Origin of the sequence: Novipirellula herctigrandis (genome assembly GCA_007859835.1) — a bacterium.
Classification (GTDB): Bacteria; Planctomycetota; Planctomycetia; order Pirellulales; family Pirellulaceae; genus Novipirellula_A; species Novipirellula_A herctigrandis.
This window is the reverse complement of record SJPJ01000001.1, coordinates 1,359,885-1,383,000: the sequence shown is the minus strand read 5'-3', so window position 1 is coordinate 1,383,000 and position 23,116 is coordinate 1,359,885. Positions and strand designations below refer to the sequence as shown.

At 52.4% G+C, this 23,116-nt stretch carries 28 protein-coding genes; all 28 read right to left on the bottom strand.

What is annotated here, in order from left to right:
- Positions 1-85 precede the first annotated feature (85 nt).
- Entirely contained in the window at positions 86-589 is a 504-nt protein-coding gene (locus CA13_RS04885) for a hypothetical protein (RefSeq protein ID WP_146394856.1), read from the bottom strand.
- Between the two features lie 266 nt (positions 590-855).
- Entirely contained in the window at positions 856-2,340 is a 1,485-nt protein-coding gene (gene ltrA / locus CA13_RS04880; protein ID WP_146394693.1) for a group II intron reverse transcriptase/maturase, read from the bottom strand.
- A 500-nt stretch (positions 2,341-2,840) separates the two neighbouring features.
- The gene (locus CA13_RS04875; protein ID WP_146394855.1) at positions 2,841-3,140 is read right to left on the bottom strand and encodes a hypothetical protein; all 300 of its coding nucleotides are present in this window, start codon (positions 3,138-3,140) and stop codon (positions 2,841-2,843) included.
- Between the two features lie 113 nt (positions 3,141-3,253).
- Positions 3,254-3,763: a TIGR03067 domain-containing protein gene (locus tag CA13_RS04870; RefSeq protein ID WP_419193946.1), complete on the bottom strand. Its 510-nt coding sequence runs from the start codon at positions 3,761-3,763 to the stop codon at positions 3,254-3,256.
- 184 nt (positions 3,764-3,947) lie between these two features.
- The gene (locus CA13_RS04865) at positions 3,948-4,565 is read right to left on the bottom strand and encodes a hypothetical protein (RefSeq protein WP_146394853.1); all 618 of its coding nucleotides are present in this window, start codon (positions 4,563-4,565) and stop codon (positions 3,948-3,950) included.
- Between the two features lie 162 nt (positions 4,566-4,727).
- Positions 4,728-5,144, bottom strand: coding sequence for an ISAs1 family transposase (locus tag CA13_RS04860; protein WP_419195082.1), 417 nt, complete (start codon positions 5,142-5,144; stop codon positions 4,728-4,730).
- A 34-nt stretch (positions 5,145-5,178) separates the two neighbouring features.
- A complete protein-coding gene (locus CA13_RS04855; protein WP_419193945.1) occupies positions 5,179-5,874 on the bottom strand; it encodes an ISAs1 family transposase in 696 nt (231 codons plus the stop codon).
- 355 nt (positions 5,875-6,229) lie between these two features.
- Entirely contained in the window at positions 6,230-6,550 is a 321-nt protein-coding gene (locus CA13_RS04850) for a hypothetical protein (protein ID WP_146394851.1), read from the bottom strand.
- Positions 6,551-6,849: 299 nt separating this feature from the next.
- Entirely contained in the window at positions 6,850-7,464 is a 615-nt protein-coding gene (locus CA13_RS04845) for a hypothetical protein (protein ID WP_146394850.1), read from the bottom strand.
- 129 nt (positions 7,465-7,593) lie between these two features.
- Positions 7,594-8,118 carry a hypothetical protein gene (locus CA13_RS04840; protein ID WP_419193944.1) on the bottom strand — a complete coding sequence of 175 codons (525 nt, stop codon included), beginning with the start codon at positions 8,116-8,118 and terminating at the stop codon, positions 7,594-7,596.
- 475 nt (positions 8,119-8,593) lie between these two features.
- A complete protein-coding gene (locus CA13_RS04835) occupies positions 8,594-9,343 on the bottom strand; it encodes a hypothetical protein (protein WP_146394848.1) in 750 nt (249 codons plus the stop codon).
- Positions 9,344-9,487: 144 nt separating this feature from the next.
- On the bottom strand, positions 9,488-9,778 hold the full coding sequence (locus CA13_RS04830; RefSeq protein WP_146394847.1) for a hypothetical protein: 291 nt from the start codon (positions 9,776-9,778) through the stop codon (positions 9,488-9,490).
- 185 nt (positions 9,779-9,963) lie between these two features.
- Complete coding sequence (locus CA13_RS04825; RefSeq protein WP_146394846.1) at positions 9,964-10,749, bottom strand: hypothetical protein; 786 nt, start codon at positions 10,747-10,749, stop codon at positions 9,964-9,966.
- A gap of 33 nt (positions 10,750-10,782) precedes the next feature.
- The gene (locus CA13_RS04820) at positions 10,783-11,313 is read right to left on the bottom strand and encodes a hypothetical protein (protein ID WP_146394845.1); all 531 of its coding nucleotides are present in this window, start codon (positions 11,311-11,313) and stop codon (positions 10,783-10,785) included.
- A 195-nt stretch (positions 11,314-11,508) separates the two neighbouring features.
- Positions 11,509-12,267: a hypothetical protein gene (locus CA13_RS04815; protein WP_146394844.1), complete on the bottom strand. Its 759-nt coding sequence runs from the start codon at positions 12,265-12,267 to the stop codon at positions 11,509-11,511.
- Positions 12,268-12,366: 99 nt separating this feature from the next.
- On the bottom strand, positions 12,367-12,936 hold the full coding sequence (locus CA13_RS04810) for a hypothetical protein (protein WP_146394843.1): 570 nt from the start codon (positions 12,934-12,936) through the stop codon (positions 12,367-12,369).
- A 125-nt stretch (positions 12,937-13,061) separates the two neighbouring features.
- Complete coding sequence (locus CA13_RS04805) at positions 13,062-13,466, bottom strand: hypothetical protein (protein ID WP_146394842.1); 405 nt, start codon at positions 13,464-13,466, stop codon at positions 13,062-13,064.
- 707 nt (positions 13,467-14,173) lie between these two features.
- On the bottom strand, positions 14,174-14,590 hold the full coding sequence (locus tag CA13_RS04800; RefSeq protein WP_146394841.1) for a hypothetical protein: 417 nt from the start codon (positions 14,588-14,590) through the stop codon (positions 14,174-14,176).
- Between the two features lie 49 nt (positions 14,591-14,639).
- The gene (locus tag CA13_RS04795; RefSeq protein ID WP_146394840.1) at positions 14,640-15,170 is read right to left on the bottom strand and encodes a hypothetical protein; all 531 of its coding nucleotides are present in this window, start codon (positions 15,168-15,170) and stop codon (positions 14,640-14,642) included.
- A gap of 502 nt (positions 15,171-15,672) precedes the next feature.
- Positions 15,673-16,062 carry a hypothetical protein gene (locus CA13_RS04790; RefSeq protein ID WP_146394839.1) on the bottom strand — a complete coding sequence of 130 codons (390 nt, stop codon included), beginning with the start codon at positions 16,060-16,062 and terminating at the stop codon, positions 15,673-15,675.
- 562 nt (positions 16,063-16,624) lie between these two features.
- On the bottom strand, positions 16,625-17,269 hold the full coding sequence (locus tag CA13_RS04785) for a hypothetical protein (protein WP_146394838.1): 645 nt from the start codon (positions 17,267-17,269) through the stop codon (positions 16,625-16,627).
- Positions 17,270-17,705: 436 nt separating this feature from the next.
- A complete protein-coding gene (locus CA13_RS04780; protein WP_146394837.1) occupies positions 17,706-18,137 on the bottom strand; it encodes a hypothetical protein in 432 nt (143 codons plus the stop codon).
- A gap of 121 nt (positions 18,138-18,258) precedes the next feature.
- Complete coding sequence (locus CA13_RS04775) at positions 18,259-18,765, bottom strand: hypothetical protein (RefSeq protein WP_146394836.1); 507 nt, start codon at positions 18,763-18,765, stop codon at positions 18,259-18,261.
- A 656-nt stretch (positions 18,766-19,421) separates the two neighbouring features.
- A complete protein-coding gene (locus CA13_RS04770; protein ID WP_146394835.1) occupies positions 19,422-19,910 on the bottom strand; it encodes a hypothetical protein in 489 nt (162 codons plus the stop codon).
- 81 nt (positions 19,911-19,991) lie between these two features.
- Positions 19,992-20,801, bottom strand: a complete 810-nt coding sequence (locus tag CA13_RS04765; protein ID WP_419193943.1) for a TlpA family protein disulfide reductase — start codon at positions 20,799-20,801, stop codon at positions 19,992-19,994.
- A 631-nt stretch (positions 20,802-21,432) separates the two neighbouring features.
- Positions 21,433-22,185 (bottom strand): SUMF1/EgtB/PvdO family nonheme iron enzyme, encoded by a 753-nt coding sequence (locus CA13_RS04760; protein WP_146394833.1) that lies wholly within the window; start codon positions 22,183-22,185, stop codon positions 21,433-21,435.
- A gap of 65 nt (positions 22,186-22,250) precedes the next feature.
- Positions 22,251-22,541 carry a hypothetical protein gene (locus CA13_RS04755; protein ID WP_146394832.1) on the bottom strand — a complete coding sequence of 97 codons (291 nt, stop codon included), beginning with the start codon at positions 22,539-22,541 and terminating at the stop codon, positions 22,251-22,253.
- Between the two features lie 134 nt (positions 22,542-22,675).
- Positions 22,676-23,080, bottom strand: a complete 405-nt coding sequence (locus CA13_RS04750) for a hypothetical protein (RefSeq protein WP_146394831.1) — start codon at positions 23,078-23,080, stop codon at positions 22,676-22,678.
- Positions 23,081-23,116: the final 36 nt, after the last annotated feature.

Here is a 23,116-nt window from a genome sequence, read left to right as displayed (position 1 = left end):
CGAACCGCCGGATGCGGACCCGCATGTCCGGTGGTGTGAGAGGGGTCCCGGGCAACCGGGCCCCTATCTCGATCTTGGTTACTCCTCAATCAGCGGGACCGTGGTTCACCCGAACTGTGCTCCCGTTTTCGATTTTCTTCAGTGACGCATGTGGCGGTAGTTCCCTCAGCAGCGTAATCCGTGCATTTAGTGTGTCGGCACGCGCGACCAGCAAGACGTCCTCAGAGCAAATTCCTTGTTCGAAACTAGTGGCTCGATATTCCTCCATGCGCATTCGATTCTTGATGATTGGTCTTAGCGACTCTATTCGTTGAAACTTGGTCACGCAGCTTTGTAGCCGTGCGTTCAGGAGGTCGTACTCGGCACTCAACACGGCATCAAGCGGAGTACGGCCATTTTCATAGGCGTCCGTAAGTTGGTCGAGCCGCTTTTGCAAAAGTTCGCTCCTTTCAGACTGAAGCTCGCGTACTCGAGCTTCGACAGTTTTCGCTGAGTCCTGTTTGACTGCGTCGTCAGCGATCAAAGCGGATGCGAAGGAAGTCGCGGAGAACGCGATCAAAGCTGCAACCAAGTTTTTTCGGGATTTCATTTGGCGTTCCATTTAGGATAGACCAACTAACAGGAGTAACGGTGGACATCACGGGGGATGGAGAGTTGATTGTCCATTGCCAAGTCGCCCGGCTACCGCGACTTCGGGAGAGTAGACCGAGGTCTCTTTGGTTTAGGTTACACTTTGTATTCCCTGTTTGCCACTGGTTTCCCGTTGTGGTGTCACAAGATTCGAACCTTGCCGCATTGACCCTCGGCCCCTCGTAGATCCGGACGTGCGCCTTTAACGCATCCGGCTCCCAGATTTCACTTGCCTCGCGTACTGCGTAACTTGCGGTCCATAGCGATCAAGTCCGTCAAACACTTCGGATTTACCAGCGGATGAAGATCCGTGAAGCGATTGAAATCATCCCAGTTCACATAGCTGTTCTGGCTCCGGCGACTCAAGTGACGCTTCGCCATCCGGCGAACCTTACTGCGATACGCCGCCAGCAACGGCCAATTATCATTGATACCGTAATACTGGTAGTGACCACGAAGTTTCGCGTTAAGCACCGGCCACATTTCGCCCACCGGAGTCGATAGCTGATGATGAAACCAGAGACGCATCTCCGCCAACTTCACTCGCATCTTCTTGCCAGACGTCTTCCTTTTCAGTTTGAACCTGCCTGCTCGACTACGACCACAGTAATGAGTAAATCCGAGGAAGTCGAAAGTGCCCGGAGCACCTTCGCCCAGTCGCTGGCAATCGCGACGGGCCAAGCGTCCGAACCGTAACAACTTCGTTTTGTCCTCGGCGACACATAACGAGAACCGATCCAATCGCTTGGGCAAGACCGTTTGGTATCGCACCGCATCAGATTCGAGTTCGAAGCAACAAAGGAAGTCGTCAGCAAAGCGCAGCAAGTACGCTTCGCCTCCGAGCCGCGGTTTGACTTCTTGTTCGAACCATTCATCTAACACGTAGTGTAAGTACACATTGGCTAGTATCGGTGAGAGACTGGCCCCTTGGGGGACACCCTCTTCGGTTGCCTGCAACTGGCCATCGATCATCACGCCTGCTTCGAGAAAACGTTCGATCAGCCGAAGCAGTTTCGGGTCGCTGATACGTTTCCGCAACAGCTCGCCTAAACGCTCCTGACTCAAATTATCAAAGAAACCTCTGATATCCGCGTCACTGATCCAGTTCACTTTCCGCGTGGCGATGATCCCACCAAGAGTCGCTAAAGCCTCATGACACGATTTCCCAGGGCGATAACCATACGAGAAGTCATAGAAGTCGACTTCGTAGATTTGCTCCAAGATCGTCACGACTGCGCGTTGGACAATTTTGTCTTCGACGCAAGCGATTCCCAGCGATCGCGTCTTCCCATTCCCTTTCGGGATGTTCTTTCGCAAACTGGGCTTCGGGCGATAACTGCCACGATGAAGTCGCTGGAGCAAGTCGCGAAGGTTCGCTTCGAGATCCTCCTCGTAGTCCTCGACCGTGACGTTGTCGACTCCTGGCGTTTTGCCTCGTTTTAGTCGGCGAAAGGCGTACCACAACAACTCATAGTTGAGCATCGAGAAGAGGTTATTGAAAACCGCTTCTGGGGCTCCCTTCGCTCTTTGAAAGGTGCGATCCAGCCGGGTTATCACTGAGGTTCCGTCTCTGAGTACGGGCAGTGCCTGGTCTGGATCGCGTGAAATCCCGACCGCCTTCCCTACACCGATATTACTCGGCTTGTCACTTCCCGATTGGTCTTCGGGCTGCAGCGGTACTATTCGGTCGTCCGATTCCCTGAAAGTCATTTGTCTTCGTTGCTTATTCCACTTCTAGGACATACTCGATCGAGCAAGCTGGTCTGCTTGCGGTCGATCAAGAACCTCAGGGCCTCACTGGTTGCCTGATTCACATGATGTGTAGAGCGAATGGGGCGCCGACTCCAGGTCTCTTCACGAGGCTCGCCAATGACGCGTCGTGAAGTGTTGCCTTGGGGCGTGAACAAACCTTGGGCAGAATCCAACAGGTACCTAATTTCGGAGCTAATCCCGTTCACGGTCACAGGGCCACCTGTGATCCATTCATCCTCACTACCTCTCTGTGTACGCTTCAATCGAAGACTTCGGGGAACCACCTGCGACAGCAGACAATTGCTTTGGGCCCTTATACTTCGGCTGCAACACTCGATACTGGGCGTGTGGCTAGCACTTACCCAGGCGGGATTTCCACCCGCTAGTCAATCAGACCTTGCCAGTCCGCACGTTCACGACATGGTTCGCCGTCAATCTTGGCCGAGCACCATGTGCCACTATGGTAGCAAATCATTTAAAACGTAGCGAGTCAACGCAACAGCCATCGGTAGGAAAACGAACAGTGTCGGAATGACGAGAATCGACCAGCGACTTATGAGAGGCGAATGATATCCATTAACCGGTGTTGAATATCGCATCAAGAGGTACAGCGGCACGACGAACGCAAATGCGAACCACAGCGAATGATAACCGTATGTGAGTGAGCCTCCGGACGCGATTCCGGCTAGCAACACCGACCAAGTGACGAATCGCTTGTCCCAGTCGCGTCGAGTTAGGACCTGTTTTGATATTGGCATTCAATTGAGCCTGAGAGCGCAAGCCATCACTTGAATCGCAAGACCACATCAATCGGGGAACGTCTGCGATAACCGAGTCGCGGGAGTTGATTGTCCATTGCGAAAACGCCCAGCTACCGCGACGTCGGTTGATCGCTTGGTTCTGCCTCTCTTGTCTGCTGGTGAGCAGGTTTGCTTTTTCTAGTGTAAGTCGTGACCATCGTGCGAGTCGACGTGTCTGTTTTGAATGAGTCCGGTCTCTCCGTAGCGTTCTCGGCGATCCGTAACATTCCATCCTTGATCTCGTAAACGCATTTTAACACCCGGGACTTTCCGTTGCGTTCGGCGGTAATGTCCAGGTGTTTCGGTTTACGACTGGTATCCACGACAATGGAGAGATTCAATTGCCGTGTTCCTCCGCCTCGTGAGAGAACCATTTCGGCGCCAGCGATGGTGCGTGTCGTGCCGCGCATTCGCTCCGGAAGACCATCGCCCTCCACTTTTTCTCCACTTTTCTCGATTGACTTCAGTAGCCAAACTCCATCGAGCTGTGGGTCTTGCCGTTTTGACTCTTGCGGCTGGTCTGCCCAAGCGTTGACAAATACGCTCAAGGAAAACACAACCCCGACGAAAAGCGTTCTCATGACATTATCCGAATGGTGATTCGATTGTTTGGTGGATTGAAGTCGACGTGGCGACGGCAAACCTGACGCCGCAGAACGGTGGACATCACGGGGGACGAAGAGTTGATTGTCCATTCGAGTAAATGCCGCTAGGACGCTTGACAAGCAAGCGTAAAGCGACGCCATGGTTATCCGCACATGTGAATTATTTGAGAGTCCGTTTCCTGCGACGGCAGGCGATTGCTGGAAGCACAGATACCAGGATCAGTGCAAACGAAGTAGGTTCGGGAACTGCCACAACGCTTAGCGAAAGCGTCGGCGGAATCCCAGCAGCGGTGGTGCTTATCCCGCGAATGTCGGTGGCGGCGTTAGTCTCTGATCCTTGCATGCGTATTCCAAGATAGCTTCCTGAATTCAGGAACCCGTTTACGACTGCGGTATTCAAGACAACGGAAATAGTGCCGCCACCGAGCGTAATGGGATCGTAGTTTGCGACAGTTTGTGCGATTCGTGAACCGTCATCAGGAAACGTAAGGACTCCGTCAGCTTGGTAGGCAAGAATGTCAATGTTGCCAGACGCCGTTGGTGTGCCAAGAATAGTGAACGAGATGCTCGCGGATTCGACGACGGCACTACTGTCCAGGCCAGTAAGGTCAAACTCAAAAAACAGTACTTCATTCACGACATTATCTGTACGCTGAATCGAATTGAATGGGTTTGCGTTGCCGCCAGAATCAAATGTCCCATCGAATCCATCGTCTCGAAGTGTTGCATCAAACGCGGGCGTATATGTAACGATTTCCCCATTTGCAGGCGATGTCATTAAGCTTGATACCATGGTAATCGTAAGTGCGAAAGGGAGTAGCTGTTTCATCATTAGTCCGAAGGTGACCGAAGAGACAAAGGCGATTGAGGCTGTGTTCAGGTACAGTCTAGTGTGGCGACTGCACGGATGCAACGTAAAGCGATGCGATAGCAGGGCAACTCACTTTTTGAATCTGGACAAGAGTTTTAGTAGATCGGTTGGCTTGGTGGCGAAGGTTCGAAGGGCGGAGGCGATCCCACTGTGTCCCGCGTCGCGAAGAAACGTCAGGCTGGCGTTGCGAAGGCATGCCAGATTTACCGGACCATGCCCAGTGCGGGCACGACACTTGTCCTCGCCCATTGTCACATCACGCACCCAGTGCAATCGATTCTCGATGCCCCAGTGGCCGCGATTCAAATCCAGAAGATGCTTCGCATTGGCTCGATCGGGTCCCAGGCTGGTGATCGCGTGAGAAACTTCCGTTACCCGTTCGTCGCCGGTGATCCGCGTTCGCTCGATGCGAATCGCTTGGGCAAACCCTGGCCAGTCAAGAAAGCTACCGAGTCGGCTGCTGGACTGAAGATGGCGAATCTCAATTCGCCCATGCCCTTTGTCGACATCGCGAACCTCGTCAAGCTGCTGACGGCGAAGACGTTCGCTGTAGGGGGGAAAGGCCGGGATTGAAGTCCGACGTGATGGTCTTGTTCAACTCCGGCTGGTTGTCTTTGACAGTAATGAGATAGTCGCCGCCAGAATCAATGATCTGCTGACAGAGCTTCCTCTGGCAGAACATGGCGTCACCAGTAATCACCATGCCATCGACAATCAACGACTTAAGCAACAGCATGGCGGTTCGATGCTCGTTTGTTTTGGGATTCATTTTCAATTGAGCCAGCACACCGCCGGAGGCGTGTTCGAGCAGGGAAAGCAGGTGAATGCTCTGTCCATGTGGTTGCAGCGTAGCACACAGCGTTTTGCCGTTGATCGCGACTCCACGGTGCTTCTCTGCTGTCGGTTTTTCACCGAGTCGATGCTGAGCCCACTGAGAGATGGCGTTCTCTAGCGTTTCCGGTGGAAGGTCGATCAGCAGCGACCGATAGCAATTGGCCGTCGGAGGCTTGCGGCCAAAGCCGATCGCATGCCAAAAGCTGGGTTCTTGATTGCGAGTCCACTGCGCAATGGCGGTGCAACCGGTCGCGCCGGTGAGCAGGCCACAGATAGTCGCCGCCAGCATGGCAGCTAAAGAATGGCGTCGTCCCTTCCGCCCGCGAGGATCAGGAATCGTCGCCAAAATGGCGAGCAATTCCCCGTCTGCGGGATTGGTCACTGAGATATCTCCGTAAGGTTAAATGCACTCCGTTAATGCAACGAACCAATACTACGCATCAGATAACCTAAAATCAAACACTGAGTTGCCCTGGATGGCAACTCACACCAGAATGCCAAAAGCGAGAGCCATCAAAATTCATTCCGAAAGTACCCATTAACGAAGCGGGGGCACTGTCAATAACATGGTCGACCGGTGACGCCGCAAGGTGTGACATACGGGGGCCCGCCCGTACACCGTCACGAAAGCGGAAGTTGGGCGTGACGCGTCGTCGGGTATGCGCGAAAAGTTCTCGACTTCCAAAACGCCCGACTCGTCTACTCCGCTGCATGCGATGGTTGTTTGCCTTCTCGATCTACAGACGCGTTAGGTATGCGACGCCGTGAACCGTAGCGGTTGCGGCCAGTGTTGTGAGTATCGCTGGTGCTAAACGGCCCGAGCACCACAGCCGTGCCGACAGAACAGCGATGATTGATCCAACCAAACACGATGACGACCAAGCGGCATACTCTAGCAGCGAAAATGGTCGGGGAGCCCCAAATGCACCTACCTGGAACACATCGAATCCATGGATTGCCGCAGATACCAGGTAAACCGCACTGCAAGCCGTCATAATCACGACCATCAGCAAAGGAACCATGCCAGGATATTTTCGGGAAGGAGGTTCGTTCATCATTGTGGTGGAGTTGTTCGCAGTCAAAGATTCGTGATCAGGGATCGGTGATTGGCCTTACCGGGCAAACAAAGTGTCTCCGTCGGGTAACGCCACGGCTCCGGTTGGCCCGAATATTGTGCCCAGCCTAACTGGTTGTAGATCGGTTGGTGGCGACAATCGGAAATCCGAACGGTGGCTGAAGCTCTTTCCATAAAACAAGACGCCCATCACGGCTGCTTGGGTTCGTCCAATTTGGCTCGCGTCCTTCGTGCATGTCATTGAAATCCGACTGTTTCGTTTCCGCTCTGATGCGGCACCGTCTATTGCCGTGATATCGTAAGGAAAATATACGAGCTTTTATCAACAGTGGAGGCACCAACTAGGGTTGGTTTCCCAATGTCCATGAGTTGAGTAGTCTTGATTGTCGTCGTAGCGAACTCTGGGGGAGAGTCATCCGTTCCCTCACCAACGATTCGAGATGAGCTAAACGAAAGATCCGCAACCACGCTCTGATCCTCAGGCGATACGGTCACTTCCAAGATCGTACCAATTTCTTGTTGTTGCGTTTGGCGTGTCATTACGTCCCGATTACTAACTCGACCGGTAGTGACAGTGACGGAACGACCAAATTGAACCATGCTTTTAAATCCGGCAACAGCGGACAGCATGACCGTTTCGACGTGGGACGCGTTTTCTGAGCTAATCGCGTTTTGAATTTTCTCGGCGGTCACTTTCGCCGGGTTAAAATCTTTGAAGCGATATTCGGCCAGACTGACAAAATACCGTTGCGGCAGTTCGTGTTGGGAATGGTGTGTCCCGTTGCCTTTGTCAGTAGACGGAAGCTCTTGAGGTTCGGCGAAAACGTACCCCGTATTTGTGAGGTTACAGCTAATGGCAACCGCCATCGCGATCCAGAGGGCAAAGGAGTAATTCATTTTGGATTGCCTTTTCATTAACGAAGGTTTGAAATGGATCTCAGTGGGTAAAGACGGCGATAACCGGGTGGCTGCGGTTGGTTCTCCATATGCTAACCCGCGGATGGCCAAGCCGCGTTCATCGTTAGGTTATTCGCCGCTCTTTGTAGTGTCGATCAAAAAGAAATAAGAAGATCGATCGGGAAAGACTATTTGTCCAACTGGTTCGTAATAGACCCAGATTCTATATACACCATCGTCCGTAAACGCTTTCAAATAGGGGTATTGTCCTGCCTGAAGATGGTAGTTCATTTCTTCTGCCGGAACAATTCGACCATCGTGGAAAATGCGATGGATCAAATCGTCCGTCAATTGCGCATATCGGAGGCCCGGGACATCTTGCTCGTTACCGATGCGTTCGCATCGAGTGATTGCATCGAATGAAACAAGGTCACAAAGTCTCTGCCCAACGAGTTGTTCAATTTTCGATTCGTCGTGCGCCCATGGACTTTGATCATCTTCTAGTTGCAAATCAAGCGATTGCAAAGTTGCTAAATTGTCCGTTGCTTTAGGAGCGGGGAGGTCAACGATGCTTAACGTTCGTCCGTTTTGGCGATCGACCGCCTCGCGTTGGCATCCGCACGTGAGCAGTATCATGAGTACTACGATACGCATTGGAGTCACTTTCGTTGGACAATGCCAGGCATCACCGAGGACGTGCAAAAGATTCACCATTGCTAAACCGCTTAGCTCGCGTCGTCGGTGGATGTCGTCGTTCTGGTCTGTCGTGGCTGGTTAGAGCAATCTTTCTAACTGATTTGTTGTTCAATTTTAGATAGACGCTTCTCCATTTTCGCGATTCTTTTTTTGAGATGGTTCGGAGCCCAAAAGAGCTTTACGAACCAAACAATCCATGCGGGCAAACTCAATGTTTTCATTATCAACAGGGCGATGAACACGTACACTGGAATTAGGACTGTGTCTTGCTAGTCCCATGACGATGTTTCCTTTCGTACTTTGTGTTATTACTTCTGTCAGTGCCTGGTGGGTGTTTGCCTAGCGTCACGCGTGGCCGGACGGTGCGGTTACGCGTTGATTTCAAATTCGACCGGCTGTCCCGCTCCGACTCACGCATTGGCTGACCGACTTGTCAGTCTTGGCTTGGTGATTGTTTCATCCATTCGGGTTCAAGGAATTCGTGAATACGTTTCTTGTCATCCATCAGGAATGGCCCGTGATTCTGTGTTGTCCAATAATGGTATAGCACTGACCGCAACTTCGGATCGCTGATTTTGAACTTGCCATCTCTTTCTAGGGTTTCAAGCCATTTCTGGGTTGCATCGAACGCTTCCATTCCCGCTTGCTGAAAGAGGATGCGACCGCCACCATACGTTTGGTGCAGGTGCAGCTGGAACTTCCGATTGTTTAACATCCAAGCGGCAAAGGACTTTCCAGGTGGATTAAGTCGGGCCTGGAGCGTCATCTTCTCAATGGTGAGTTTTTGTTTGTTTTCTTCCGTCAGCCCTTTGAGAGTGAGTTGTTCTTTGACCGATTTGAGTTGCCTACGCAACGCGGGTTCCTGTCCCTTGATACGTTCGCGATGTTGATTGTCGAAGTGTTTTGTTGCTGCCGCAATCTCAGCGAGCGTTGGTGCGATTTTATCTTTGTGCGTCTGGCGATACTGTTGGGTGACAGGTGCAGTGAACAGGCGATGGAGTTCGTCCGATAACGAAACATCCTTACCGACGCGAATCTCATCCCGGTATACGGGTCTCCCGAGGACTTCGCCAATTTGCTCTCGTTGTTGCTGGTCGGTTTCCTTTCCCGTCACCGTTAGCCCCATCGCCAGCACCAACATAAGAACCGGAGACGTGATCGTTGCGTTGAATCGAATCTGCATGGGAATTTCCTTGTCAGCTAAGGGCAGCATCCGCGGGCGGCGAAAGTCGAACTTCCATTCGTAAAAATGTCTCCACCGCCGTTCTGTGTGCATGCGATGGTATTCGGTATTGTGAATTCAGACACATCACAGCGTCGTCCTGTATTACACAAGAAGGCCAACCGCAACTACCATCGCGACTGCCTCGCCGTATAAGACAGGCCGGAGGTCAAAGATGTCGACAATTAGACGATTCCAAAGCTCGCGTGCAAAATACGCCGAGAGGAATAACATAGCCATGTAACGCACAAAGTCGATGAGCGATGTTAGCACGATACCCTGTATCGGGACATCTTTTGCAGCGTCAGAAAACGCAAAAGCGAGAAATCCACATGCCGAAGAATAGAGAACCATTAAGGCATTGAACTTGGTAGTGATTCGCGGCCGTTTGTCCATTGAACGTTAGTTCCTGATTGTGGTTGGTTAATTGTCGAGGTCAGTAACCTGAGCTATATCGAATAATCGCGGTACCGATCACCGGGTGGCTGCGAACAACCTGCAAGCAAACGAAAAAGCTACCCACCACCACTTCGGTGCACCGGTGGGTTCGCCGCGATCGGCCACTCGCGTGCGTTGAATGGTTACCCGCCCGGTTGCCATGATCCACTACCTTCGCCAACTTTCTCGGGTGGCAGCCATGTGTCGGCTTCGACGAACGGGGCATCACTGACCGGATTTCCATTGTAGTCTGTTGCCGGTTCCAAACGGCTTTCGACGCGAAATGTAAGCGATGAAGTTGTTCGCGCCACATCATCGCGAAACACAACGTAAGTCTCAAACCCCATAGTGAAGTACTGTTGTCGCCCATGCGGAATACGTTGAATGCGAATCGAAATGTGGGAAATCTCGGGATACTCACGGCATCGTTGCTGGAGTAATTCGGTTCTAAAGATGTCGTCTAGAATGGTGCCCGTCGCCAGCGTCGTGCCATCAACATAGGAAGCGGTATCAAGCGATTCGGTCAAGTCAAGCGAAACGTCGCACTCGGCGACGATTGAGTCGGGTTGATTGATCGCTGAGATTTGGGTTTCCAACCGGAATGGAAATTCGCCCACGGCGATGGTTCGGATGAGCGAAGTTTGACTAACATGTTCAGGCGAACCACCCACTCGGGATGTCCCACGTGAGAGGTGTCTCTCGGCATTCGACTTGAACACGTCAGCGATCTCATCCCAGGGCTTGCCAGTGACAGAATGCGGCAAATCGCGTGAAGCGTCTCGAAGGAGTAGGTGCGCTGACGCGTAATCGCTAGTGCGAATCGCGTTTATGGCAACAGCCGGGTCAAGATTCGGAGACCAAGGAGGCGGCGATGACGGATCGCAGCCGTTAAAAATCAGGAGGGCGAGTAGGAGCAGGATTCGATTCAAGTAGCGTGCTCAGACGGGTGATAACGTTAAAAATCACCGCGGACCGGCGGATGAGTTTCTATTGTCAAAAGGCAACGCCCGGTCCCTCGATGGATTGAATGGTTCCTCGTCTTCGCCCTTCAGAAGAGGCGGACCGTCAGGCGGCTCATTGTACATCGATATCGGCTCAGGATTTGGGGAATCAACCAGACCTCGGGACTTAAGGTAATCCGTGAATGGCTGATTGCGTAGGAGACGTGTTGTCCCGTCGTACTCAATCGTCACATACGAAGGCACGCGCACGACGCCTGGCTCATGCAATTCATTCAGGTAGCGTCGAAGCTTACCCGTGATCGACATACGCAGCTCTATTTCTGTGCCATCGTCAAAATGGAATTGTAGGGGGCAGTGCGGTGAGGGATGAGGTGCAAGCATCATCAGGTTGTCTGAATGCGCAATACGACCTTGGATGTCTACGATTAGCTCTGGATCGGAAATCATCACAAAGTCCCGGTCCATCTGCGGCTTGAAACGAATCTCGGTGACACGGGCAGTGAGAACTCGTCCAACCTTGCGATTAAACACAAGTCTAGGGACAAATCGGTGTGCAGCGAAAAGAGAGCCAATGATCATCACAACTGTAGTGATGCGCTTGCGCCAAGGAATCACGATAGATGTCGGATGAGAGGATTTGGTCGAGGAGCGTCTGCAGTCACTCGGTCGCGACGAGGGATTGTCCGTAAAACACGCGTTTTCGGCGGTTCCGCGTTCATGCTTTTGTTAGGCAACGCTTTGAGGGTTAAAGGTTGAATCTTGTGTTTCCATTAGATATCGCAATCCCTGTTTGAAACAGGGTTTCAGATCGAATGACAGAAAGGGGTACCAGTCGGGTTTCGGTTGATCACGAAACCAAGCAGTGTGCGCTAGTGCGTAGGCAAACATCGGCAAGGTCATGTATTCTGGCCGCTTGAGGTCAGTGCCCCGCCAGTTGCTGTATTGACTGTCCCAGTTTCGTGGTGAGTTACCGAGGAAGATTCCGAATCCGTGAAACACGGCGGTCAAATCTGTCAGTAGTTCATTGTCGAATTCGTCGCCGGTCACCCGCCGTTCGCCCATTAGCCTTAGGTGTGCAAGTTCATGGGCCATCGTTCCAACAAGTCCAGCCAGATTCATGAATTCGGATGTTTCGATGTGGATAATCGTCCTATCGACTTGTTCGTCGTAGAGGCCTGCAGCGCCGGTGGGTAAGTATTTTCCATCATCGTTCACCAGCCAAAGCTCGTTCGCGTTTGTGAATATCTCAAGTTCCACAAGGTTCGGATTAACGTCCATGTATTTGCACACCTGATCTAGCAGGTTGCGAACGCTCGCCTCGGTGCCATCCATTGGATCGGGAAAGAAGTCATTTGTTGGAAGTAACACCGCGCGGCGAGTGAACGTGTCGTGACCAAATTGATCCGAAAGCCAGTGGAGACGTTCTTCGATCCACTGCTTGGCGGCAGCGTCTACCGGGCATCGAGGTTTAAACCATTCAAACATATTTTCGATCGAGCGGCCTAACGGTGGCCATCACACGGCGCGCGAGAGAGATGTTTCATGTCAAAAACGCCGGATCGCGCGCTCGGCTGGCTTGCCTGGTTATCCGGCAGAAGCTTCCATCGCGTTTGAACCTTCGGTTTTGTTCCGCCCCCTACCAAGGATAGCCAATAGCAAACTTACCAATCCGGCAAGTAGCGAGTATTGCCTCAAATGCAAATCCGCGTAGCCGAATCCAAAGATCGCCGCGCAGATTCGAAGGCTCAAATGAGAGAATGCGATTTCCGTCGTCGCCGTCCACCCGCACGGTGAGTTCATCGGTTGACGTTGATGCAACATAGCCGACGCTCTTTTGGGCATGTTGCCGATCTGCCACGCCTCTTCCGTGTCTGAATGGAAAATGAGTTCTTCGCCGTTAGAATTGCGGACTGATACTCGAATATCGTCAGGGGATGTTGGTGAATTTGAGACTGGTTGATCGCCGAAGACGGTTTGGTAGTTGTCGTAAACGTACCAGCGTTTCGGTATCGTGGTAGAGACACTGATCTCGCCGTTTGCTCTGTGCTGATCGCCGATCCCCGTACCATCCAACAGGGAGCGAAATGTGACTGCGATGAACAGTGCCGCCACCAACAATAGCAGAATACGGAGCCATGTTAGACGTGTTTCCATAGGATAGCCTCACGCGGTCGTTGGCGGATAACGCCCCGTGCAACCGGGGACACGCGAAAGAATCTCAACCTCAAAAACGCTGACTCGCGTACTCCGGGGCACGCGATGGTTACCCGCTCGCGATGTCATTCGGATTGGGGTTGCGAGTTTAATTCGCGACGCGTGCGAATCCAACGATGTCCCGCGGGATGGAAATATCCGAACCAATATCTTGTCAGAAACCCGATTGCGATCAAACCAAACGGAAGTCCGAAGAGGTGGCTAGGTACATCGACTTCGAACAAGTATCTCGATGCGAAGATTGTAGCGACTAGTACCGCGCCAAGTGTCATCAGAATGCGCGTCGCAGTACGTGAAAGCGTTACCACTAGCGGTTCATTGCAACATTCACAGCGATACGTGCGAATCGTGTTGATCCCTTTCCAGATACTTTGGCGGTGCAAACAGTGTGGACACTGGTTGCGTTCCCAATCACGAATCGTTAGCACTGAATCAGTGACATCGGACGGTTTGTAAGGATTGGCAATCAAGAAATTTCAGTCGAGTAACGCTAACGATCAGCCAGCGGTCACGGTTGATCATCCACTTCAAAACGCCCGAATATGCCGCCCGGTAGAATCGTTTGTACGTCGGCGTTTACTGCTACGACAGATTTCACGCCATCAGTCTACCGCTCACCATAACGGGCTGAATCATTGATGCATACAAGCATGGACACGTCATGTAACGCGAGGCAATCCAATGAGTCCAATAAGAATCCCGAGTGTCACCCAAACGTAGAATCCTTTTAACGCTCCGCGTTCCGCTGATCTTCGTGTTGGCACTTGGTCATATGCGATGCTTGCACCCGTCGCGCAAAACAATGCGAACATCAAGATCAGCAATATCAGGAAAAAGAAAATGAAAACTTTCGATTCCAAAGAGTCGAAATGAGAAGTCCGCAACAAAGGCGAATAAAATCCGAAAACGACGGCAGCGGTTGACATGATGAAAAGTACGGTTCGGATCGAAATCTTCATTCGTGCCTGACTCTGGTGACAATGTCTCGGGAAAGGATACTTAAGCTATGCAACAGAGTAATCTGCCCTCAGTTTGACGCGAGTCTATGTTCAACGGGTGGCGGCGGAAAACGTACAAGCAGGCGGGAAAAGTAACCTCCGCCACTCCGGTGCATTTTGTGGTTGTCACACGGATTCGAACCAGGGGCGTTGCGAAACACGGTTAGATTCTTTCGAAACTAAAGTAGCGAAAATCCGCGAACGTTGCAAATCAGGGAGTACGACAACACGCCAAGGAAGAAAATGGGAATTGGCACCGGCGCAATTGCAGTCCCCCACCACGCCAACGCTTGACCTCTTGTTGAGTCGAGATAGGTTACCATCCACGACAAGAGTGATATCACGATTAGGATGATAAGCGGGCCAACGAAACAGATCATCCCAATCCCTGCAAGCCCCAGCGGTTTGAGCTCGCCTGCCGGTCGAGCCATGGTTGCAATATGCGTACAGAGCGAAGCAGTTTGTACGAACACTAGCACGTTGAACAACAGAGAGATCAAGAACGCGGCAAAGCCGAGTCCCGTTCCGACCCGTTGACGCCACGATGGCAGTACGTTGTCGTGGGAGAAGGGCTGGTACGGGTTAGTGTTGTTCATCGCTTAGAAGCACAAACAAAGTGATTATTTCAGTCGCTCGAACGCCTGGTTATCTACCGACTTGGTGTTGAGTGATCCACTCCGGCCATTCGACACCCGTTGAAGCAGGGGGAGCAGTGTTTTCACATTGCACAATTTTAATCCTTCCGTCATCCAACCTGCGCCACTCAAGAGTGAAATACGAAAGAATGCCACCGTCGAACTCCGCTTCAATAGGCCACGTAGGTGGCGGATAGTAGTCAAGGAAGTCCGCATAAATCAACCAGATATTAAGTGTGCCGTGATCACGAGAATCCGGAATTGACCAGACTAAGTCGTCTGAAATGGCACGATGAATAATAGTTCGTTTGTCAACAAAACCGCCATGAGGTGGGTGCCATTCGGCGGTCACCAACTCAGCAGTGGCGAGACTAGCGTCCGCAGGTTTCACAACAATTGCTGCAAAATCATTGTCCACACCCTTCCCTGGATCAACACCCCCGTAACGCTGCTGACGCTCAATTCCGTTGGCCCGAAGCAGATACGGAAGGTTCGGCCATAACCATTTTTCGTTGCGGTCCCAAGTGCGTACGCGAGACATCCAATCGTATTCAGGAAATCTTAAGTCCCGATTCCATCGCAAACGATCATCATCGGTCGATGCACGCGTAAGTTCAATCCGTAGGCATATCGTGGATCTACGCGTGAGCCGGCCAGAATTGGCAACAAGTTGGCCAGACAAAAGAGGGGCCGCACGATCGCTTCGTCCAAGAGAAGGATCGACTGGTGGCCAATCTACGCGAAAGTTAGTGGAGCGAGAGTCCTCCGCAATTTCCAGAGAAATCGGGCTATGATCCGCGGGAATCTGAAAAGACGAAACGGTCGGACGCGCCGGTTGGGAACAGCCATAGATCATGGCAATCCCTACGCCCACAATGTGCAATGCACAAAGTGCGTTTTTCGGTCGTGAGGGCATGGGGGCGACCATTTTTCCAATCGGCGAACGCCCGAGTTCACCGGGCGGGAAGAGTAAAGTTGTCCATTTTAAATCCATCCGCAAGCCCCGCTTCGTGCGCAACCCATGGATATTCGTCCGCACAGGGTCAGTAACGAATCATGGAAGCGATGATCGACAGCCCAAGGCCAGCCCAGGGCAGTAAGGCCCAGCCATTGAACCATAGGCGATCGTGAAGGGAAATGCTTGGCAAACACTTGCGGTACACAAAAGCCGAGACGAGCAAGATCGGAATTGAAATACCGCATGCCATTACGGGCGCAATCATAACTTCATATAGCTCTGGGTTGTCAGTGTCGCCGGTGAGCAGCGTAATTGCACCAAGTATCGAAAGAAGCCCGAGCGGAGCCAATAGCAGCGACAGCATGCGGAAAACCCAAACCAACAACCGAGGATCATCGAGTGGGTCGCCATCGAAATCTTTCGAGTCAGTTGGCGGAGGGGGGGCAACGGGAGGACGGTAGGGTGAAGCTGGCAATGTCCGGGCTCAGTGTGCCTTGAGTACTATCAATCGGCGAACGTGAAAATCACGGGGGACGGGGACGCAAGTAACCGTTTTGTATAAACGCCCCAACCGTGCTCCGGTTCATTTTGTGGTTGTCATACGGATGTGGGTAAAATGCCAATCGCATCACCATGATGAATTGAAGGGCCAAGCGCCGTCGGTCTGGCCTTCGGCCCCTTGGGTGACGGGGGGCAATTCCATAGCAGTATCTTAGCGAAGGCTTCGTTTACAATCAACAAACGACGTTGTCGGACCAATCGGTCGCCAGCGGATCATCGACAGCCCACCTACAGCAGAGCAACAATCGGACAGGGTGGGATAATGATCCGGATCAGCGGGCAGAGGGAGCTGGGCATCCATTCGTAAATTCGTCGCCACCGTCGCGCAGACGATTGCGGTGATTGTCGGCATCTTGTTGAACGTCTTGTATTGCACCTTGCTCTTCCGACTGTTCTGGAAGCGGTCGGTCTTGCTGCCCGCCAATCTTGCTGCCCGCCGATCTTGCTGGCTGCGTCCGGGACGCCGAAGGGTAAACCTATTGCGGCTCCAGCCAAACCGAAAAACCAACCGGGCCGACGTCGTCGGGCCCCGGTTGCGGGTACCATCGCCGAACCAAGTCGATCCGCTCGCCCGGTTGCACCTCGACCACGCCCGAGACGCCCAACCGTTCTTCTTCGTAATCCGGCCTAGTTGCAAAGCAACGATCAACCTCCGGTGTGAGTCGACAAACGCTGTTGGCTTTGCCGACCGATACGCCAAGCAACGGACTGACATTACTATCGAACTGCTCCACCATGATTGTCGTTATCCCGGTACCCATCAGGCCTCCGATTTGGCCGTACCCGCTGGCCGATGTGATCTTGCCCTCGTGGTCGGCGGTCCCCACGTCGATGTGAAGGGTATAGCGATTGCCCGGGGGCACGTAGGCCCGCCACGTCCACCGGCCGTAGGCGTACGCCGGTTCCGCCAGGATATAAACTCGCTTCGGGTCGTCGACGGGCAATTCGGGAAGAGCCAGCTCAGCCGCGTGCAGCCTGTTGCGCAGCTGGGCGATCTCGCTCTTGAATTGCGCCTCTGCCGCGAGTTGCCGCGCGTGCTGCACAACTACGGTCAGCACGAGCGCGACTAAGACGCACGCCACAAGCAGATTGCCGATCGAATACTGAAAGAGGGTTTTCATAAGGTATGACTGATCCAAGGCATGGTTCCTAGGCCGCCGTACTCACTATTGAAACACAATGGATGCCTGCCTGTGCAAGAGTCTGCTATTCTTGTTGCGAGAACAAGCGGCCTATCAGTTGGCGGATGTGATCCGACGGCATACAAGGTTCCAGCGGAATTGGACATTGATTCGGCAGCGATGTCGAAATCCTCCACGGACATGAAGTTACGGGATCCATTCATCGGAGCGTTCACTTTCTTGTATCTGTTCACGGGGTTATCCGAAGTCAGAAACGACGTATTAGGGTCAAGTTGATTGCGAGCCGTCCGCTAAATAAACTCCGCCAAATAACGTCCATTATCACCGAGAACGCGCGCAAGACTTTCCATTGCCAAACCGCTCTGCACGCGTCCTGCGGTAAATGTCATTGTTGTGTGCCTACATGTATCGGTGCCTACATGTATAGGAAGGCCCAATTGTACACGTTTGATGCGACAAGATAGGTGGCTAAAGCGAGGGAGGTCATCACGCACACAATCCCAACGAACAATGCTTGCCAGGAATCTAACGCCGCAAACAACGGTTTGTACTGAGCGACGATACCAGCCACGGGCAACCCGATTAACAGACCACCCCAAGTCCGCACTAGCAATTCGGGAATCGTCAATCCAAATATTGCGGGTGCATCTTGCAACTGATTGTTTGGGCCGTATTCCATATGGTCCATCAGCAACCCATCAACGAACGGAATCGTGCAAACGATGAGAACACCGGCTGAGGCTAAACCGAATACAAAACCGCACGGGTAACGCCACAACCTAGGCCCGGGATCTACGTTGAAGGGATCATCGAGCGGGAAGCCGCTTTGAAGTTTGGCACTACTCATGTTCGTAAGGCATTGGATTGGAAACGGCGATTCGATTTCACGCACGAAATTAGATTTCACAGGTGTCCCGAATCTCTGTCAATCAGAACGATTGCGCTTACTCGGTCGCCAGCAGTGATTCTCACTTGCCTGAACGCCCGGCTTCGCGACTCGAGGGCAACGCGTTGTTATTCGGCAATGGTTCAGACGTGATTCGTTTATGGTAGTACGCTGCGATCGCGAAATAGACTCCAGCACCCAAGTACAATCCAACCGACCAGAACCAAGCGGAATGAAGCCGATCATGGAATGCGTTTTGTACGACAGCGACCGTTCCCGTTCGCAAAAGCGACAGCCCGTTTATTGCCCCTATGGCACAGCTCATGAAACTAGCTGGAAGTAGTGTACGCGGGGATGGATTCTTGATCCAGAATCCAATGAAAATCAGGACGTTTGCGCCGAGGAATAGCCCGATCCACCCGAATCGAGGCATGACCAGGGCGCTAACCGCCGGAATCATCAACCCAATGATCGATATTAGGCAACCAGCGAACATGAATAGAGCGATCGCAAGCACGCCACGGTCCAACCGCCGGGACGATGGCGATGGCAACGCGTCGGCTTGCTGGGGTGACTCATACGGATTCATTCTGAAATTCCCATCGTGTGCCGGATCACGGGCGGTTTGACCAGAAGGTTTGACCGGGCGGGGAGAGAAAAGTGGCCCATTTCAAATTTGGTCGCAAGCCCCGCTCGGTGTGCAACCCATGGCGATCCGCCATTGTGGACGAACAGCACTTCGGCTAGAGAAGGGCAGACGAAAGTATAGGGTGAACGACGGTCAAAAGAAGTGCAGAAGCGGCGAAGTGGCACGCCGCAAGGCCCCACTTTCGCCGACGGCACATCAAGGCGGCGTTCAACATGATTGCAGCACAGATCAACGTAAGTGCGGGCAGGCAAAGGACGTAGGTTGGCATCGGGTTGACCATAACGGCAGCGGAGTTCAGAACGAAATCGTTCCGCAACCCAAAGATGGCAAGCAAAAACATAAGTATCGCGAGCAATAGCATCACCATAAACGCGGCCGAATGGGCGGCGGATAGTTGCTTGCCTGGGAGACCCTCTGAGTGAAGACCCTCTGAGTGAAGACCCTCTGAGTTACCTGGAACTTGGTACGGGTTGGTGCTCATGCATTCCTCTCGGCGATAAATTTCAGTCGGCAGAATGTCAATGATCACCGGGAACGCGCGAAGGGTTTTCAATTCCAAAACCCGCCTGGATCGCGTACTTGGGGGCACCCGCTGGCTATCGTAAATCTGGATCAGGGTGAGTACGCCGGTTCGCAGTAATCAGTGCGGCCAAAAACGAGATTCCGATGATAGCGGCAAGGACAAGGAGCGGTGAGACAAGTTCCCGGCGCCGCAATGAGATCTCAGCCGCAACATACGTTACAGCAAATGAAGCGAGGATTGCAAACCAGAAGTGCAGACGAGGACGAACCGAACGGTCGAGTTTGCGTGAGCAGATCGCCAGCAGTCCTGCATAGGGAATGCCGAACATTGCCCCGCCAATGGACATCGCAACGGCGAATAAGAACGTGGATCCTCCGCTGCGCAAAAGAAAATCAGGATAGCTGTGTAAGGCCCAAGCGAGGGCCGTTGCCGTCACATGTACGAGCCCAACAGACGCACCCGTCAGCGGTCCAGCAGTCCAGAAAGGAAACCGCGGACGCGGATCGAAAGACTCTTCGCTGTGTTGAACCGTGGCAGATGTTTTATACGGGTTGGCTTCCATGATGCGTGCGATGCTGTCGGAATGCGATAACTGCGGGGGTAACGGAGTCGCCGCCTAAAAACGATGACGTCAAAGCCCGCGTTATTGACGGCTCCCGTTCACCGTTTGGTTCTGCGACTTCTTCTCCACGAGATCAGAAACTACCTCTTCTACGAGAGCATTTGCATTGGCGTTGGCGTTGAGGCTGGCGATGCGACCATCAACATCAATGATGAAAACGGCTGGAAAACTCTTGATACCCCATTGGTCCATCAGTCCTCCGGGCTCACTGTCGCAAACAACGGGCCACGAAAGCGGTGCATTATCGACTGCCGCTCTCGAAGTTTCTAAATCCTTGTCTTGAATAATCGTGAGAATACGTAGTTCTTCGTGATACTGTTGAGCCAGCTTTTGTAGGCAAGGGTCCATGTATTTACACGGCGCGCAGCTGGTGAAAGAAAATAGGAGCACGACGACTTTTCCACGTTGCTCGGACAATTTCCAGAACGTACGATCCAGAAGTTTGCCCCCAAAGTCTTCGAGAAGGGAGCCAACGCGATGGCGAACGCGTTTCCTGCCGAGACCCGCAATCGTTGGCAGCTTCGCCGTAGCGTCGAGGTCAATTCGCACGCTGTTCGGAAACCTTGCAGCCCGAACAACTGGTATACGAAAAGAAGGGTCCTCAAGCGAGAGGGCCGCCAGCAAAAGATTAGCCTCCGACTTCCACGCTTGGTATTCAGTATCCGTTGGTAAAGCCGGGAGGAAGAACTCTATTTCCTTCACGCTCATAATCGACTCCGCATCGGATCCGTTTTTCAGTTCTTCGAGCCGCTGTTTTATTTTCTCTCGATGCTGCACAAATGTGTCGAAGCTGAGTATCCAGTCGCATAGTTTGAGTTTGGCCGCCGCCAACACATTCGGCTTCGCCGCGGGTGAACGCATGATCGCGCGAAGACAATTGCTAACTTCTCGGTCAACGTATCCGGTCATGACGAATCCCGAGTCAGCCAAATGACTGATAACCTCGGCGAGAATGGGTGGGGAAGCGTACGCAGGAAGGCGACGGAGCGCCTCCGATTTTGCCTTCGCAACGTCACTCGAGGGAAAGCCACAGCGGCCACTTAGCAGAATAATCTTTCGCAGTGCCATCAAACCCAAATGAGTTGAGGGATGGTCTTTTTCAAACCGCAGAAGTGCGTCGAGATGCTTCGGCGAAAGCCCATCAACCGCAAACGATGCCATCGATTGCCTCGGAGAAACAATCTTCTGAACAGCAAGTTAGTCGAAACGCTGTTGCACTTCTTTATCCAGATCCTCGCAGAGTTGGACGAATTCATCATGTGCACGGTCCTCCGCACCCACTGTCCTGTTCTGCCAAAAGGGAACGGTGCTCAACAGGATGAGAAGCAATCGCCAGAACCCCGACATGGTTCGATCCTCGAGTTTTAGTAGTCAATCGAATAACGTTTGGCACAACCGGGCCGCCACGATTGATGCCCCATTTTAAAAATTCGCGACCGGTGACTACGCGTTGATGCCGTTGTTATCCGCCATTCGTGGAGGGCACAATCTGCGGCACTAAGATAAAACGGCTAACGATAAGTTCGTTGAAACCATCGTCAGCATCTGGATTGCCCGTCGTAAATTGGTCACATCTGCATGCAGGCTTCTCTCGATCATCGTACGCGCCTGCCCAGTTATCCAGCTTACCCAGAAACAAGCCAGGTACATCTGCACATTCGGCATCATAATTCATGAAACCATCGATCCCGTACTTGTTTGGCCGATCGGAAGCCGTTGAGCCAATCGTGGACTTAGCACCTTCGCCAGGGCACGTTTGCTCGTAACCGTTCTTGCATGCGAAAGCCCATTCTTGCTGGCTAGGCAACCGGTAGTCGTACTCAGTATCAAACTGCGATAGGGCCTTGGCATACCGAAGCACGTCGCGCCACTCCGACGGATGACCGTTGTTGTGATACCAGTCGATTGTTTCGTACGTTCCATCCCCAAACGCAGCTTTGCGAAACGCCTCGTGTTGCTCCCATGTCAACTCGGTTTCCTGCAGATAGTAGGATGCCTTTGGAAATGAGTCTTCGTGATCGACTCGGGTTGAGTCAATTTCGACGAGGCAAAACGTCATTCCAAACTGGTTCGTTATTCTCGCTGGCATCCCCAGCGACCACGATGCGATTGGAGCCTGAACCGAGTTGATTGCGGCTTTTTCACTATCGTTCTCAGCAGGACTGCATCCGACCGCAACGAGAATGCAAATTGGGAGAATCCGATGAGCATCCATTTGTATTGCATACCTCACTTGCGGTTCACATAAGAGTGCGTCAATTCACTCTTACGAGTCAGTGCCTAGCCTTGTACACGAAGAACTACCGTTCCAATATAAAGCGTCCCAGTACAGAGCAACCCCCATGCAAGCACTTTTGCGATCGTACCGTATACACCAGGCAGTTTATATTGAAATGCGATGTGGTTACACACGAGCATCACCGTCACCGTGATTCCCGTGTAGTTGTCATAACTGTAGTCGCCCCCTATCACCAAGAGTGCAAGATTCGCAGCGAGCAGAACGAGCAACAAACTCAGGAAAGCATTCTTGTAAGGAAAACGATGTTGCGAATTCTGGATATCGTCATTCATAGGTAAATTGTGTCTGGGTTAATAAGGCAGCCAATCGAGTAACGTTAAAATTGCCGAGACGGGCGAGCAACTTGCGAGCAGGCCAAGAAACGCGACTCCCGTCCTAACGTGCATTTCATGGTTCGGGCTCCACTTCATGGAAATTGTATCCGCAGCATCACCCAAGTGCAGATTCCAACAATCAGTAAAATCCAGCCTCCAATCGCGACGAACACTCCGGGTGTATTCTCGGTAATGACCGGTCGCCCCAGCCCCATTGAAATGCCGCTTAGTCGTCCCAGTTCATCCGAGAACCAGATACAAGCTAGGGGCAATAGTACAAAAAGCAAAACGCGAAATGTCGATTCGCCAGAACCCGTCATCGCATATACGAACGCTACAAAGCTTGTTGCGGCTGACAGTGAAAGCGTCTTCGATAGATCCATGTTGTCAATCAATCGAATGTAAAACGCTTCAAGTGAGAACGTGAATGAGCATTTTCCAGAACGTTCAGCGTCACCGCGCGGCGGGGGCGACAAGTAACCATTTTGTTTAAACACCCCAACCGTCCTCCGGTGGATTTTATGGTTTTCGGA